Origin of the sequence: Peribacillus sp. NPDC096622 (genome assembly GCF_044762665.1) — a bacterium.
Lineage (GTDB): Bacteria > Bacillota > Bacilli > Bacillales > DSM-1321 > Peribacillus > Peribacillus frigoritolerans_B.
The window spans coordinates 353563-369829 of sequence record NZ_JBIWES010000004.1 but is presented as its reverse complement, the minus strand read 5'-3'; the positions used below and the strand labels follow the sequence as shown (position 1 = coordinate 369829).

Here is a 16267-nt window from a genome sequence, read left to right as displayed (position 1 = left end):
GATTATAGACAAACTCGATATGTAATTAAGATTGCCTACATTTTTTTAGGCAGTGTAAAATATGAACGTTGCTTTCCACTGCAGGCACTCGCTTTCCGCGGGCGGTCCCGGGAGCCTCCTCGGCGCTTTTGCCGCCTGTGGGGGTCTCCCTTGGACGCGCTCTTCCAGAAGGAGTCGTCAGTCGCGCATGGATTCAAAATCATTCATGGCTTCCATACCTGAGTCTTTTTGAAGAATGAATGCCTGTGAAGGAATGGCAATTTGTACACCTTCCTGTTCCAATATCTCCATTATTTTAAAGTTTACATCTTCTTTGATTGATAAATATCCTCCAAAGTCCGTTGCTTTCGTGAAGAAATATAGGTAAAGGTTGAAACCGGAATGACTGAACTCATCAAACTTAACCAAAATCGTTTCCGGATGTACTTCAGGATGATCAATGAGCATTCTTTCAATTTCTTTAATGACATTTTCCAATTTTTCTTTTGGTGTCGTGACATTAACACCCAAATGGAAGGCAATCTGTCTTTTACCCATCTTGGACCAGTTGATGATCGGTTCATTCGAAAGGGTCGCATTTGGGACTGTAACTAAAGCTTGGGCAAAAGTCCGGACTTTGGTGCTTCGGAATGTGATGTCTTCAATGGTTCCCTCCACACTTGGAGTTTTGACCCAATCTCCTATGGTAAAAGGTTTTTCGGTAACGATGACGATACCCCCAAAGAAATTGCTGACGGTATCTTTAGCGGCAAGTGCGAAAGCCAATCCACCCAAACCAAGCCCTGCAACAAATCCATCGACATTAAATCCCCATTCTTCCGCGATGATGGAGGCACCAAAAGCAATGATGATCAATTTTATGATTTTCGTAAAGAACGGCATGACGATTTGATCGACTTCAAGTCCGAATTTACTTACTAATTTCGGAAATAATATAGTTAAGATCGAACTGATATTAAAAATCGTCCAAAAGAATAAGAAGACAAAAAACGATCTGTATATTTTCGATCTGAGTTCAACCGAAGGTGAGTCGATCGGAAAGTAGTGCAGTGAAATGATAACACCAATCAAAACGATAAGCCATCTTACCGGCTGTTCTAAAGCGAGCATTAAGTTGGCGGCAAATTCAACTTTACGTTTTTCTGCAATCCGTAGAAAGAACTTGAATATATATGTAGTAAATACTTTCCGAAGCAAAAGGAAGATTAGAAAAATGCCTATGGAAATTCCTAATTTGGTCCAGGCTTCGATTCCATCAAATTGATTAAGTGATTCAGAAACTTCTTGCAATGTATTACTCCTCCATTGTATCTTGTAGTATTGTAGAATACTAAGATTATAATATATTCATGCTGAAAAAGGAAAAATAATCGATGATTACATACATCATGGGGGTTTTACGGGTCACTGAATACTTTTTCAAGTTATAATGGCAAGGATATATGGTAATATGGATGCAAAGTGATTTTTTAAGTTTGGAAGGTGGAAATATTGACTAAGAAAATAGTATTTACCGGAGGCGGTTCTGCCGGTCATGTATCTGTTAATGCAGCAATCATCCCGGAATTTTTAAAGCATGATTGGGATGTTACTTATATTGGTTCAAAAAAAGGCATTGAAAAAAGTATCATCGAAACGGAATTTCCCGAGGTCCGTTATGAAACGATTTCCGTTGGGAAATTCCGACGTTATCTATCTGTTGAAAATATGAAAGACCCTTTCCGTGTCATAAAAGGGATTTTTGATGCACGAAAAATATTAAAAAAGACCAAGCCCGATTTCATTTTTTCTAAAGGTGGTTTCGTTTCGGTTCCAGTCGTTTTGGCAGGCAGGATGCTGAGGATTCCGATTGCGATACATGAATCGGATTATACGCCTGGTCTGGCTAATAAGATCGCGATGCCACTTGCATCGAAAATTTTCACTACCTTCCAGGAAACGGAAAAAAATCTTCCGAAAGAGAAGGCCATGTATCTTGGCGCTGTATTGCGCGATGGGATTTTTACTGGAAACGCTTCTGCTGGAAAGGCATTTTGTGGATTCACGAATAATAAACCGGTATTACTCGTTATGGGCGGAAGCCTTGGGGCCGTTAAAATCAATAATTTAATTACAGATAACCTTGATGCCTTATTAAAGGATTATCAGATTATTCACATTTGCGGGAAGGGAAATGTGAAAACCGAATTGAAACAAAGGGGATATGCTCCTTTTGAATTCGTGCACGAAGAATTATTCGATCTTTTGGCGGCTGCTGATGTCGTTGTGTCAAGGGCTGGTTCAAATTCTATCTTTGAATTCCTTGGTTTGCAAAAGCCGATGTTGCTTATCCCTCTAAGTGCCAATGCATCCCGAGGAGATCAAATCCTGAATGCATCAAGCTTTGAAAAACAGGGTTTTTGTAAAGTCATCCAAGAAGAAGAGCTGAATGATCGGATTTTTAATGCTACATTAGCGGATTTATTGAAACAATCGGATGAATATCAAGAGAAAATGCGTCAAAAACGCCCATTCAAAACGGCAGCTGAAATGTATGAATTACTGCTTCAAGTAATGGCAGCAAAAAAATAAGTATCATTCCCCTCTATGCAGCATATCTTTTCGAACAGAGGAGGGGGTAGTATGGCTTATGAATATTCCAAAGGATGGTTCATTCAGCAGCTAAAAGCCGCAGGGATTAGCTATCATCCAATTGAAAAAAGAAAGCTGGAGCTGTATAAAACTTATATTCTAAGGCGTTTATACGAGGATCTGCAAAAAAGGTAAATCATAAAAAGAACCGCAACGTCGTTAACGTTGCGGTTCTTTTTAAAGGAAATTACTTATAAAAGGAAAGAAACAGGAAATAAGGATACCTGCGATAGCCATTGCCGCACCTGCGACAGCCCCGGTAAACTCACTTTCCTGGGCAGCTTGAGCCGTTCCGAGACCATGAGCGATCGTACCATAAGCGATACCGCGTGCGAAGGGCATCGTAATGTTTAGTTTATCCATCATTTTTGGAGCGATCATCGTACCCAGCACCCCTGTTAAAATGACGAAGGCAGCTGATATATTGGAATTTCCACCATAAAGTTCCGTGATTTCAACCGCGATGGGCACTGTAATGGATTTAACCGCCAATCCTTGGAATATGAATTGCGGAAGTGAAAATGCTTTAGCGATGGCGAAGGCAAGGATCAAAGTGACAAAAAGACCAAAAATCATGCCGCTAATAGCCGGCATTGCATATTTAACGATTATTTTTCTATTTTTATAAAGTGGTACGGCCAAAGCAACGGTAGCTGGTCCCAGGAAATAGGTGATGATGTCTTTTCCTGGTGAATAATCCTCGAAGTCCAACCCGCTGATCAGCAGTACGAGAATAATTGTAACCGTACTGAAAAATACGGGCGTCGTAAAAGGTGATGGATGTTTAGCATATATTTTCCTTCCAATGATATAGGCAAGGATGGTTATCAAGATGCTATATGTTGTGATGAGCGCTGTCATGCTGCTTAACCTCTCCTCTATGGGATAGCTTCTGAACAGTCCAAGCTGAAACGATGAATCCGAATATCAGGCTGATTCCCAATGTAAGTGCCAATGGCAAACCGAATTCAATGAAAAGCCATCCCATGGTCATTAAACTGATTGAAATGGGAATGAAGAAAAAGGCTAGGTGCTTTACCAAAAATCCTGATGTAAGTTCAATCCATTCGACTTTTATGACCTTCGTCTGTAATAAACCGAATAACAGAATCATGCCGATGACGTTGCCTGGTATAGGTAAATGAAGTAAATTGGCTAAATAATAGCCAAGCTTGCAAATGATGAGCAGGAAGATTAGCTGCACGATAAAAGCAAATGTTTTTTTCATGATTAAGTCCTTTCAATGACGCTTTGAATATATTATTGAATTGGTCAATTGTATTCATTATAAAAAAATATCCCTAAAAAGAATAGGGATTTGCAGCAATCTATGTTAAACATCCTGTGAAACTGGAAAAAAGAGCTTTCCAGGTTTGGAAGCTCCGGCCATTATATGAAAAGATGAACAAAGCCATGCTGAAATGTTCTTCGCTCTATGCTTCAAGTAACTGCTGTTCGTCATCATCATGCTGTCTAAGGATATGAAAGGTGTATAAATCTTTAGGGATTTCATACAAATCGTAGATATCTCCTTCATGATTGATCTGATCATAAAGGGATTTTCTTGTTTCGTTGGCATTGACGGCATAGGGAAGCTTTTCAGCAGCTTTTATGGAGCGGATATTTTTTTTGCGAATACGCATGAAGACCGTTTCCAAACCGAGCTCGAAAAAAAGCTCTTTGAAGAAAGCGTCTTTTGCGATGGCATTATACCCTTTTCCATGATAAGGCTTGCCAAGCCATGTGCCTAAGAAACCTGCACCATTTTCAATATCGTATAAAGAAATACAACCGATGGGATTTTCCCATTCATCCAAGATTGTTCGTGAAATGAGTTGCCCAGCATCTTCGGCTTCGATCGTTTGCTTAGTAATGAAAACATATTCTTCATATGAATCTACCTTATGGCGCACGAAAGGGAAGACATCTGGATGCGTCATTTGTTCATAAAGAGAAAAACAATCTGTGAAATCTCTCTTTTTTAACATTTCCGTCCCTCCGTTTGAGGGCAGTTCTTATGCGTAGTCGCTGCCCACCCTCGAAATTTTTTAAGTCGTTCATCAAAAAATTTCGGGGTGGGAATCGAACCCACTAGAACCGGAAACCGGTGGCGCACCATTTGCCTTCCCTATTTTTATTGTCAGAAAATATGCAAATCTAAAGAACCTTACGAAGGTATAATACTAAAAAAAAAACGGTTTGGGAATAGGTTTTTTGCCTTTTTTTTTCGTCAAATTTCAACTTTTTTTTGAAGGGTGAAATCTTTAGGCAAACGCCTGCATCCTTCCATGAAAAACTGATTTTTCTCCCCCTTTTTTCTTTAAAATTCACCTGTAAATTGCATGAATAAAATGATTGCTCCGAGGGCCCATACATAAATGGAGAATATTTTGAGTGAACGCTTTTTTAAGAAATCGATCATCCATACTACGGCTATATAACCAAAGATTGCTGCTGATAGGGTCCCGACGAATAGTGCAGTGAGTGGAAGCCGTTCTACTTCTCCTGTAAAGATCGGTTTCATCTGAAAAACGATGCCACCCGTAATGGCAGGAATGGAAAGCAAAAAGGAAAAATAGGCTGCGGTGGCCCTATCCAGTCTGCAGAAGAGGCCTGCGGCTATCGTTAAGCCGGAGCGCGAAAGAGCAGGCATGATGGCAGCAGCTTGGAAGGTACCGATGATCAGCGCATCTTTAATCGAAATTTCATTAAGGGATTTGCCGCCTTTTCTTACTCCGTCGGCTACCCATAAGATCAGTCCGGTCGCTAAAAATTCCCAGCCTATGGTCACACCTGTTTTTGAAAGGCCATCAAACCAATCACCGAGTAAAATGCCGGCAATAACTGCAGGTATCGTCCCAGCAATGAGAAGCAGGGTCATTTTGGAAAAAGGGTTTTTCAAAATGGCCATTATGTCATTCTTATAGACGACCAATAACGCCAGCAAGGTTCCGATGTGGAGCATGGTATCCAGAAAAATGCCGGCCTCGTCAAGGTGGAAAATATGCCGTCCTAAATATAAATGTCCAGTGCTTGAAATAGGTAAAAACTCAGTCAAGCCTTGAATGATCCCAAGGATGAAGGCTTGAAATTCATTCAGCAAAAAAACATCACTCCATTCTAGAAGGTATAGGACAATCCATTATTTAAAATGTATGCACAAGACGGATGAACATGTCCGGATTTTATTGGTATATCAAGATAAGGCAGTCCAGATTTACCTTCTTTCGAATATAATGAGAGGAAAAATGAAACTATTTTTGATTTGATTCGTAATTATTCATATGAGAAAGGAGGGGAAGACACTATGCCTACTAAAGATGAAAGAGTGTTTGCTGCCCTTATTTATGTGATCAGCTTTTTTACAGCATTTATCGGTCCTTTGGTGATTTGGTTATTGAAGAAGGACTCGTCACAATTTGTGGATTATCACGGAAGGGAATACTTGAATTTTTTCATTTCCTACACTGTATATTCAATAATCGCAGGGATACTCACTATAGTATTGGTTGGTTTCTTGCTATTGCCGGTTATCGGGATAGCTTTAGTCGTATTCACCATCATTGCTGCTGTTAGGGCTTATGAAGGAACGGATTATAGGTTCCCATTGATCTTCAGGGTATTATAGAATGAGGTAAAAGGATTCCGTTCCATTCGGAATCCTTTCAGACTGTAGACAAACTCGAGGAAAAGCGAGTTTGACTGCAGTTTTTTTATTTAGAAAACGTTCCAGTGGATGTCAGAATTCCGCTCCCTATCCGCCGACAGCCTGCAATCCTCCTCGCCTAGCCAGTATTCGGCAGGAGTGTCGCAAATTTTTCTTAATCCAATAAGGAATGCAGTAAAAAACATTAAGGATAATCTAGTCTTGTTCTAAAATTAGGTAGAACCCCATTTTGTCTACATTAGGATTCCGATCAATTCGGAGTCCTTTCAGACTGTAGACAAACTCGAGGAAAAGCGAGTTTGACTGCAGTTTTTTTATTTAGAAAACGTTCCAGTGGATTTCAGAAATCCGCTCCCTATCCGCCGACAGCCTGCCAAGCCTCCTCGCCTAGCGGCTGCGGTGTCTCGGCTAGCCAGTAATTCGGCAGGAGTGTCGCAAATTTCTTCAATCAAATAAGGAATGCAGTAAAAAAACATTAAGGATAATTTAGTCTTGTTTTAAAATTAAGTAGAACCCCATTTTGTCCACAATAGGATTCCGTTCCATTCGAAATCCTTTCAGACTGTAGACAAACTCAAGGAGAAGCGAGTTTGACTGCAGTTTTTTTATTTAGAAAACGTTCCAGTGGATGTCAGAAATCCGCTCCCTATCCGCCGACAGCCTGCCAAGCCTCCTCGCCTAGCGGCTGCGGTGTCTCGGCTAGCCAGTAATTCGGCAGGAGTGTCGCAAATTTCTTCAATCAAATAAGGAATGCAGTAAAAAAACATTAAGGATAATTTAGTCTTGTTTTAAAATTAAGTAGAACCCCATTTTGTCCACAATAGGATTCCGTTCCATTCGAAATCCTTTCAGACTGTAGACAAACTCAAGGAGAAGCGAGTTTGACTGCAGTTTTTTTATTTAGAAAACGTTCCAGTGGATGTCAGAATTCCGCTCCCTATCCGCCGACAGCCTGCAATCCTCCTCGCCTAGCCAGTATTCGGCAGGAGTGTCGCAAATTTTTCTTAATCCAATAAGGAATGCAGTAAAAAACATTAAGGATAATCTGGTCTTGTTCTAAAATTAGGTAGAACCCCATTTTGTCTACATTAGGATTCCGATCAATTCGGAGTCCTTTTTTATATGAACCGTGTTAGGAATTACCTTTCATTAAAAAGGGAATAGATCACATTAAAGCGAATAAAGTATTATGATAACTGCTTCCATGCACTTTCAGGAAGCAGATGCCGGGCGGGTTTTGGTACTGCTAATCAATGGCAGCCCTAAAGGCGGTAATCTTTTTTGTAAGGAGTGAGCAGCAGAGCGGGATATGAATATACGTGAATATTATCAGAAAACGAGCAATTCAAATTTTCATGCTTCTTGGATATCTCTTCTTTTGGCAGTTGTATTTTTCATTTGCCATATTTTTGCGATGATACCGGGCAATATATTATTGATAACGTTTCCTTTTATTTTCTTTAGCATTGCCCAATTTGTCAGCCATCGTATATATGAAAATAGAATGAAGGAATTGCCTGATCAACACATCGGGACGAATACCGGGTTATTAAAAAATGAACATGTTTTATTGACTTTTATGCCGGCACCGACATTGCGACTGCTTCTCTTTGCGCCGGATGGGTCACTAATGGGCGAGGTACGGGATTTGAATATGAAGTGGTTCATGTGGATGATTCCCAATTTCTTGTCGATGCTATTGGTGAAGAGGTATGAACTGGTGGACCATGAGGGGCGTTTGCTGGCTAAGTACCATATCAAAAGGGGGCTTTTCAATAAAATGACGATCATGGATGATCGGGGCGGCATTATTGGATCGTATCAAGAAAATCCCTCATTCGTGAAGATCAATGGAATGATCTATAAGGAAGACGGTACGGAATGGATGCCGATTGAAACGCCGGGAAGTGTGAATTCTTTCGAGATTGTCACAAAAGACGGGGAAAAGATCGTTTCATACCAAGAAGGCTGGATGCCTTTGGAGTGGGGGACACGATTCAAGACAAATACACCCATACTATCTTTTTCATCAAATGTTGCTGAAATTCCTAAAATCATCGTATTTGGGTTCTGTGCAGCCACACTGAATCATCGTTCAAATTGACTATGATTACCCTTTAGCAAATCTTTTAAATATTTGATATAATATTAGAGAGATACATAGATTAATAATACATATTAAAAAGGTGGTAATTATGAGTTTACTTAATGAGATTCTTGATTATAATGAACAGTTTGTTGAAAAAGGTGAATATGTAAAGTATAGAACGGATAAGTTTCCTGAGAAACGTATGGTAATCATAAGCTGTATGGACACTCGGCTCGTTGAACTATTGCCAAAATCCTTGAATGTCAAAAATGGCGATGTCAAAATCCTGAAGACTGCCGGGGCAATCGTCTCCCACCCATTCGGAAGTGTCATGCGGAGTATCCTTGTTGCTATTTATGAGCTAAAGGCAGATGAAGTATTGGTCATACCTCACCATGACTGCGGGATGGCATCAGTCGATGCCGATTCTGTAATGGACAAGATGATAGAACGTGATATACCAAAGAGCACCATCGATACACTGGGGGCTGCAGGAATCGATATCCGCAGTTGGCTTCGCGGATTTGATGATGTTTATGAAAGTTGTAAGAACAGCGTGGAAGTGATTAAAGGACATCCTTTGATCCCTAAAAACATTCCTGTACATGGTCTAATCATTTCGCCTGATACAGGGAAGCTGGAATTGGTAGTCGATGGGTATTCGGAAGTACAAAAATAATATATTCATCGAGGCTGTCGGGATCATTTCCGGCAGTTTTTTTCAAATTTTTATCATTACTATTTATTTTTATCCTTTTTTTTGTTAAAATCGCCAAGTGTAGTTTGTCACTAATACAAACGGGTGGGCGAGGGATAAATTTAATAAGGATACAACATGAAGAAATTAAACTTGGAAACGTTTTTTCATTTTTCCGACTATGGAACGAATGGAAAACGTGAAATCCTTGCTGGAGTGGTCGGCTATTTTACGATAGTCTATATCCTCATCGTGAATTCCCTGATTTTATCGGAAGCGGGCATACCGATTAATGGTGCAGTGATTGCCACGATTCTTTTATCAGCTTTAAGCTGTATCATGATAGGGCTTTGGGCGAATGTCCCAATCCTTCTCGTTCCAGGAATGGGCGTTAATGCCTTATTTGCTTATACCATGGTTCAAGGAATGGGTCTATCTTGGCAATCGGCTCTTGGTGCTGTTTTTATCTCGGGGGTAATTTTTGTAATCATCGCTTTTACAAAATACTCTAAGTTAATCAGTGATTCGATTCCAGGTTCGATAAAAGAAGCCATATCTGTTGGTCTTGGCTTATTCTTGATGCTGATCGGACTTGAAAAGGGCGGGATAATCACAAGAGGTTCATCATCAATCGTCGCACTGGGAGATTTAAGCGATCCAGCGGTGTGTGCAACGGTGTTGACCTTTTTACTGGCAATCACGCTGTTCATCAAGAATGTCCCCGGTAATTTCATGATTACCATCCTGGCAGGCAGCCTCATTGCCTATTGGTTCGGTACGGTTCAACTATCGGAAATCCATTTTTCAGGCGTAAACACAGCTTCCTACGGCGATCTCTTCTTTTCATTATCGTTCTTGGAAGCGAACCGGATTGAATTCTGGATAAGTGTATTTGCGATGACGATGGTTCTTGTTTTTGAAAACATTGGTCTTGTGCACGGGCATGTAGGCAGCATAAACCGCCAGGATGCCTATAAAAAGTCGCTGCAGGCGACAAGTGTGTCCGTTCTGTTTTCAGGTATATTCGGTTCGAGTCCTACCGTCGCTACAGTTGAAACGGCAGCAGGAATCGCATCAGGAGGCAGGACAGGTTTTACTTCGGTGGTGACGGGCGTGCTATTCATTCTATCACTGCTATTTATACCGGTGATTAAAGTAATCCCTGATAGCGCCATTGCCCCCATCTTAATTATCATTGGCATTTTAATGCTCGGAAATATAAAAAAGCTGGATTTCAGCGATTTAACCGAGAGCATACCTGCAATCATGATCATTACGATCATTCCTTTCACTTACAGTATTGCCGATGGAATGGCATTCGGTTTCATCCTGTACCCGTTCTTGAAACTTGTAACCGGAAAAGCGAGAGAAGTGTCAGCACCGATGTATGTAAGTGCCGGAATGTTTATCGTCTATTTCATCATCGGTATGATCGGTTAATAATTCAAAAGAGCGGTTGGTATGAGTTAATTCTTATTCCAACCGCTTTTCTTATTGGGTTTTTCGTCGAAAAAATGGATTAATTGTGATTTACGCGATGACACATCCATCTTGAAAATGCTATGATATAGAATATTAAAAAAATGATAAATGACAAGCAGCATATTAGAGGATGTGACAGGATGATTATTGAAGGTTTAAAAAGCCATGGTTCAGGAAATGATTTCTTGATCATTGATGAATTGACTACGACCCTGACGTTTACTGAAGAAGAGCGGAAAAATTTCGCGAAGGCCCTATGCAATAGGGAAAGGCTTGGAGCGGATGGTATTTTGTTCGTAATGAAAAGTGAACATGCTGATTGCCGGATGCGTGTCTTTAATGCGGATGGATCGGAAGCCTCGATGTGCGGCAATGGACTTCGCTGTGTGGCACGTTACGCGAATGACGTTCTTGGGCTCGATAAAATGATCGTGGAAACCATGAAGGCAAATCTGCTCGTGGAAAAAACGGAAGATATTTATGAGGGGATTCCGACTTTCAAGGTGGAAATTTCCCCGGTAAGTTTTAATGTGAGGGATCTACCTCTTGTATTGGCTAAAGAACAGCTGCAAAACGAAACATTGCCGGAACTGCATGATACCCTTTTATTTTCGGCATTGGCGGTTCCTAATCCACATTTGATCTCACTTGTCGATAGTGATGTTTTACAAAGTGATTTGCAGGAAAAACTTTCAACAAAGGTCAATCAACCGAATGAGCTTTTCCCTGATGGTGTCAATGTCAGCTTTGTGAAAGAGTTGGAACCAGGGAGCATTTATGTGCGGACATTCGAACGTGGAGTAGGCTTCACGAATGCATGTGGAACGGCGATGTCGGCTTCTAGCCTAGTAACATGCTCTGTTGGGTTAAACGCGTTGGAAAGTGAAATATCTGTCTACAATAACGGCGGAAAAGTTAAATGCGTGGTCCACCATGATGAAGAAAGCCAAACGTATTCAATTGATTTAATCGGGAATGCAACCTATGAATTCAAGGTATCGATTGAAATTGACTTAGATCAGCCTGAAAAATTTGAAATGCTTGAAAAAGAAGATTTTGAGTTGGAAACAAGCTTATATGCCAAGCTGCAGGATGAAGTGCAAGGTTATTTGAAAACAAAATTATAAAGAAATTTTTAAACTGCAGGCGAACTCGAAAAAAAGCGAGTTTGCCTGCAGTTTTTTATAAATTGCAGTGGATTTCAGAAATCCGCTCCCTTTCCGCCGACTGTCTGCCAAGCCTCCTCGGATCAAGAGCCTGTGGGGTCCCGGCTAGCCAATTATTCGGCAGGAGTGTCGCAAATTTCTTCAGTCCATTAAAGATTATAGTAAAAAAATATGAAGGGTAACCTAGTCTTAAACATTATTCGGGATGAGACTAGCCTACATTTTTTTTAAAAAAAGAAACGTCCCAGTTGATTGGAACGTAAGGTACGAGACTCCTGCGGGAAAAGCGTGGCCAAGGGAGACCCCGCAGGCGAGCGAGCGCCGAGGAGGCTCCCGGACCGCCCGCGGAAAGCGAGTGCCTGGAGTGGAAATCAACGATCAGAATTACTAACCTTCAAAAAAAAACGTTCGGGTTATTTCAGAAATCCGCTCCCTAACCGCCCTACTGTCTGCCAAGCCGCATCAAATCAAAGCCTGCCAGTGGAAAGAGAGTCCCCGGAGGCACCTTTCCATTTTACCAATTAGTTATGGGTCTTTTTTTGTTTAAGGAACGACAATACTTCCAAAAAGGCTGGTCCATTATCCACCAGTCGGTAATCCATAAATGCACACCCGCTCCTTTTTATTCTGTTTGGTATGGTTTCAATCGTAAAATCCTTTAACTGGAGACTTTCGTTCACTTCCTCCCAAAACAAAGGTGTAGCTACACCAGCGAAAGAATTTCCCCGTGGGGAATAAGGCAAAATGATGGTTTTTCCTTCACTATGCTGCACAAAGTCCAAGTAAAGTCGATTATGCCGATTTATTTTCATTCTTTCTGTTGTAAAATCATTCGGATTGGAACTTGTCAAGTAGTCCCCCAGAAAGTCAGTGAATATGCGTGTCTCCTGATAAGTAAATCTGTCTTCAGGCAGAGGGATGTGAATTTGCAGTCCTTTGTTACCTGAAGTTTTTACAAAAGCTTTAATCCTTAATGATTCCATCACCTTTTTTATTTCCTGTGCAGCCTTTACCGCAAAGGAGAAATATTCGATGGAAGGAGGATCCAAGTCCAGGACGATTTCGTCGGGTCTTGTTTTACCGGCTTTCTGAAATGGGGCATGAAATTCCAATGCAAGTTGATTACCAAACCAAAGAAGGGTTTCAATGTCGTTACACAGCATATACTCGATATCCTCATCCATGAACGTTTTAATAAAGTCCGGCGCATAATCAGGTTTGTTTTTTTGGAAAAACCTTTCTTTATCCAAAGTGCCATGAGGATAGCGGATCGTGGTAAGCAGCTTATCCTTCAAGAAGGGTAAGAAGAAAGCTGAAACCTCCCGTAAATAATGAAGGTATTCAACTTTTACCACCTGTTTACCTCCTGTTATCCAAAGCGGTTTATCCCTGGAAGTTATTTGTACAGTATCTGGAAATGTATATTGCCCTAGCACGAAATTCTCCCAGGTACATTCGTCGGGAGACGTTTGTAAAAGCCATTGCGAAAACTGGGGTTCACGTAATTCATTTTCCTCATATACGTGTAAGAATTGAACTTCAATGCAAATGGATGGATGGATATAAAAAAATTGTGCGTCTTCGTCTGATGCATTTTGCTTGATCAGTTGATGCAATATACTTTTATCTCGAGCACTCAGTCCATTTTTGACACTCCCGATTTTCGTTACGGCACCTTCTTTGAAAACTGCGAGGGAAACATAACCATTTTCTTTGTGCAATGCTGTAATGAAACAAGAAACGGTCTTCCAATTTTTCACCTTAATCCAAGATGTTGTACGTCTTCCTTCTTGCCAAACACCCCGAATTTCCTTGGCGACAACACCTTCGCCATCTAACAGGGTGACCTTCTTCAAAGCATTATCCAAAACGTCAAAACTCTCAATTAATTGTATCAATGCCTTATCGTTGGGATCAGGAGGCATAGGAAGACCGAGTTTTTCCCCCATATTCAACATCAATTCCCTTCGTTCCACCATTGGTTTAGCCGCTACGTCTTTTCCGCTGATGCGAAGCAGGTCAAACGCTATAAACCGACATGGGGAAAAACGGGCATTTTCTGAAATTAAGGATTGTTTCCCTAGGCGTCCTCTCCACTGTATTTGAAAAAAGTCCGCTTTCGCCTGATTGGTAAGCCAGACCAATTCTCCATCTAACTGGAGCGGGAGATAATCTTCCAGGTCCAGATCTTTGATGTAAGCAATGATTTCTGGGAATTGAGTTGATAACTCCTTTTCATTCCGACTCGAAATGCTTATGGTATCGGTGTCTATCGTTAAAATAGCCCTAAAGCCGTCATATTTGACTTCATAACGCCAATCGTTGGATTTGGGGGCTTCAGGGTAATAGGTAGGCAGCATCGGTTTCATTTTTGTATTTACCTCCGCAAATAATTGATAACATTATTTTGCCAAAAAAACGTAGTGTTAGAGTTGGCAATTGTTTTTTCGGTTTTTTTTGAGCAAAGGGGAATAATAAAATTGTTCTTCTCATTAAAAATAAGTTATGAGGTGACGAATATGCATACGATGTGGAAGGGGAGCATATCATTCGGTTTGGTGAACATTCCGATCAAACTTCATGCTGCAACGGAGGATAAGGATATATCTTTGAGGACGTTGCATAAGGAATGCCATTCACCGATTAAATACGAAAAGGTTTGTCCGGTATGCGAGAAAGAAGTGGGGAAGGATGATATAGTCCGCGCTTTTGAGTATACAAAGGGAAAGTTTGTTGTATTGGAAGACAATGAACTAGAACAACTGAAAAAACAAAACGAAGAAAAAGCCGTGGAAATCGTGGATTTCGTTAAAATTGAAGAAATAGATCCCATTTATTTTAACCGAAGTTATTACATGTCCCCAAATGACGGGGGGATAAAAGCTTATTCCCTTTTGAGGCAGGCCCTCAAGGAATCGAATAAGGTAGGTTTGGCGAAAATCATCATTCGCTCTAAAGAGCAAATGGCGGTAATCCGAGTCGTTGATAATACCTTGGTTATGGAAACGATTCATTATCCGGATGAAGTCCGCTCCACAGCGGATGTTCCGAATATCCCTGCCAATGATACCATTGTAAAAAAAGAAATCGATACTGCCGTATTATTGATAGATCAATTAACGACTACTTTCGATCCGACAAAATACACCGATGACTATCGAACCGCGTTACTAGAATTGATTGAATCAAAGAAAACGGGACAGACGACGATTACAGCCAAAACTAAAGAACCAGTTTCCAACAATGTAACCGATTTAATGGAGGCATTACAGGCATCCATAGACCGTACGAAACATGATGAACCGGAAAAGAAAAAGACGACGCGAAAGAAAGCGGCACCGAAAAAAAAGAAACAAGCTTAAACAGGAAGCTGAGCGGAAGACGCATGATGTCGCTCGGCTTTCTGCATGTTTTAGCAAGGAATCAGGCTTCTAATAAGGAAATGATAGGGACCTGACAGGGAGGAAGGAAGGTACGAATTGTTAAGTCAATCACGACGCAAGAAATTGAATGGGATTAAAAGAAAAAAGTGGAAGTAAATGAAAGCAAAAAAATTCGCTCCCTAAAGAGCGACAATGAGGAATTCAATCGTGAAAATCAACATATAGGCGAACGGTTGTAGTTTTCGACTATATATTGTGTTCATATTCTACCATATTTAATTCTGAAATAGCAACAAAATTACTGAAACTAACCTATGAATTTTTCTGGAAATCAATGATATTTCGCCCATTTAACGGCCCATGTGGCTTTTTCATTTCATATACATAAAAAAGCTACTGAATAAAATGGATTTTTAGTATAATTTATACATATAAGATGATATAAATTAATTATGAATGGAAGATGCAAAATGGAAAATGGAAAAATCAAATCACTTCATGCGGGGAAGCCGAAACATGAAACTTTTTCGAATATCGATATCTTTTCAGCCATGGATAAACAAGCACAGGATAATCTGACAGTGACTAAAGCAGGCATAATGGGTGATGGTGTGGGTAATGTAAAGTTCCATGGAGGTCCTGATCGGGCTTTGTGCTTTTACCCATTTGAGCATTATTCATTATGGAATGAAAAATTCTCTAAAAAGCTGGATATCCCTGCATTCGGTGAAAATTTAACCATAGCGGGGATGAGGGAAGAAACAACGTATATCGGCGATATTTACCAAATAGGCGATGTGATTGTTCAAATTAACCAGGGGAGGATACCTTGTTCGACCATTTCCCACTTCAATCAAGAACCTAAGTTTTTGGAACTCGTGCTGAAAACGAGTTTCACTGGTTATTTTGCAAGAGTACTTAAAGAAGGAACGATAAATAAACAAAACGAGATTGTGCTAATAGACCGTTTGCAAGAAAAAATTTCAGTTCATTATGCATCAGAGGTCATCCTTCATAAACGAGATGGGCTGGAAGGCGCTAAGGCTTTACTTACACTAGACTCGTTAGCGGAAGACTGGAAACAAAGGATCTTGAAGAGGGTTCAAGCTGCAAAAGATTGAATGATTTTTGCAAAAGTGAAAAAAATGTCGA

The 16267-nt window shown here is 40.5% G+C and carries 15 protein-coding genes; 9 read left to right on the top strand and 6 right to left on the bottom strand.

Features of this window, described 5'->3' with window-relative positions; genetic code table 11:
* Positions 1-177: 177 nt before the first annotated feature.
* Positions 178-1290, bottom strand: coding sequence for a mechanosensitive ion channel family protein (locus ACIQYG_RS10640; RefSeq protein ID WP_402837762.1), 1113 nt, complete (start codon positions 1288-1290; stop codon positions 178-180).
* Positions 1291-1482: 192 nt separating this feature from the next.
* Here ACIQYG_RS10640 and ACIQYG_RS10635 point away from each other — a divergent pair, with 192 nt between their 5' ends.
* On the top strand, positions 1483-2571 hold the full coding sequence (locus ACIQYG_RS10635) for an undecaprenyldiphospho-muramoylpentapeptide beta-N-acetylglucosaminyltransferase (RefSeq protein ID WP_402837760.1): 1089 nt from the start codon (positions 1483-1485) through the stop codon (positions 2569-2571).
* Positions 2572-2622: 51 nt separating this feature from the next.
* Positions 2623-2766 carry a DUF2639 domain-containing protein gene (locus ACIQYG_RS10630; RefSeq protein WP_072273150.1) on the top strand — a complete coding sequence of 48 codons (144 nt, stop codon included), beginning with the start codon at positions 2623-2625 and terminating at the stop codon, positions 2764-2766.
* Positions 2767-2808: 42 nt separating this feature from the next.
* Here the strand turns inward: ACIQYG_RS10630 and ACIQYG_RS10625 are convergent, their stop codons facing one another.
* From ACIQYG_RS10625 to ACIQYG_RS10610, 4 genes are all read right to left on the bottom strand, one after another.
* Entirely contained in the window at positions 2809-3492 is a 684-nt protein-coding gene (locus ACIQYG_RS10625; protein ID WP_402837759.1) for an LrgB family protein, read from the bottom strand.
* Positions 3467-3859, bottom strand: coding sequence for a CidA/LrgA family protein (locus tag ACIQYG_RS10620; protein ID WP_053535350.1), 393 nt, complete (start codon positions 3857-3859; stop codon positions 3467-3469). The genes ACIQYG_RS10625 and ACIQYG_RS10620 overlap by 26 nt, the downstream gene beginning before the upstream one ends.
* 205 nt (positions 3860-4064) lie before the next feature.
* Entirely contained in the window at positions 4065-4619 is a 555-nt protein-coding gene (locus ACIQYG_RS10615) for a GNAT family N-acetyltransferase (protein WP_034307447.1), read from the bottom strand.
* 332 nt (positions 4620-4951) lie between these two features.
* Positions 4952-5731, bottom strand: a complete 780-nt coding sequence (locus tag ACIQYG_RS10610) for an undecaprenyl-diphosphate phosphatase (protein WP_402837925.1) — start codon at positions 5729-5731, stop codon at positions 4952-4954.
* Between the two features lie 207 nt (positions 5732-5938).
* Between ACIQYG_RS10610 and ACIQYG_RS10605 the strand changes: the two genes are divergently transcribed.
* The 5 genes from ACIQYG_RS10605 (at position 5939) to dapF (ending at position 11693) form a co-directional block, all read left to right on the top strand.
* Positions 5939-6259, top strand: coding sequence for a DUF4870 domain-containing protein (locus ACIQYG_RS10605; RefSeq protein WP_402837755.1), 321 nt, complete (start codon positions 5939-5941; stop codon positions 6257-6259).
* A gap of 1348 nt (positions 6260-7607) precedes the next feature.
* A complete protein-coding gene (locus ACIQYG_RS10600; protein WP_402837753.1) occupies positions 7608-8402 on the top strand; it encodes a hypothetical protein in 795 nt (264 codons plus the stop codon).
* Positions 8403-8493: 91 nt separating this feature from the next.
* Positions 8494-9066 carry a beta-class carbonic anhydrase gene (locus ACIQYG_RS10595; RefSeq protein WP_402837751.1) on the top strand — a complete coding sequence of 191 codons (573 nt, stop codon included), beginning with the start codon at positions 8494-8496 and terminating at the stop codon, positions 9064-9066.
* Positions 9067-9222: 156 nt separating this feature from the next.
* Positions 9223-10524: an NCS2 family permease gene (locus tag ACIQYG_RS10590; RefSeq protein ID WP_402837749.1), complete on the top strand. Its 1302-nt coding sequence runs from the start codon at positions 9223-9225 to the stop codon at positions 10522-10524.
* A gap of 182 nt (positions 10525-10706) precedes the next feature.
* Positions 10707-11693, top strand: a complete 987-nt coding sequence (gene dapF / locus ACIQYG_RS10585; protein WP_402837747.1) for a diaminopimelate epimerase — start codon at positions 10707-10709, stop codon at positions 11691-11693.
* Positions 11694-12253: 560 nt separating this feature from the next.
* Here the strand turns inward: dapF and ligD are convergent.
* Entirely contained in the window at positions 12254-14101 is a 1848-nt protein-coding gene (gene ligD, locus ACIQYG_RS10580; RefSeq protein ID WP_402837745.1) for a DNA ligase D, read from the bottom strand.
* Between the two features lie 150 nt (positions 14102-14251).
* On the opposite strand from ligD, the gene ku reads away from it, so the two are divergent.
* Both ku and ACIQYG_RS10570 read left to right on the top strand, forming a co-directional pair.
* Positions 14252-15094, top strand: a complete 843-nt coding sequence (gene ku / locus ACIQYG_RS10575) for a non-homologous end joining protein Ku (RefSeq protein WP_309077882.1) — start codon at positions 14252-14254, stop codon at positions 15092-15094.
* Between the two features lie 491 nt (positions 15095-15585).
* Entirely contained in the window at positions 15586-16236 is a 651-nt protein-coding gene (locus ACIQYG_RS10570; protein ID WP_402837742.1) for an MOSC domain-containing protein, read from the top strand.
* The last annotated feature ends 31 nt before the right edge of the window (positions 16237-16267 follow it).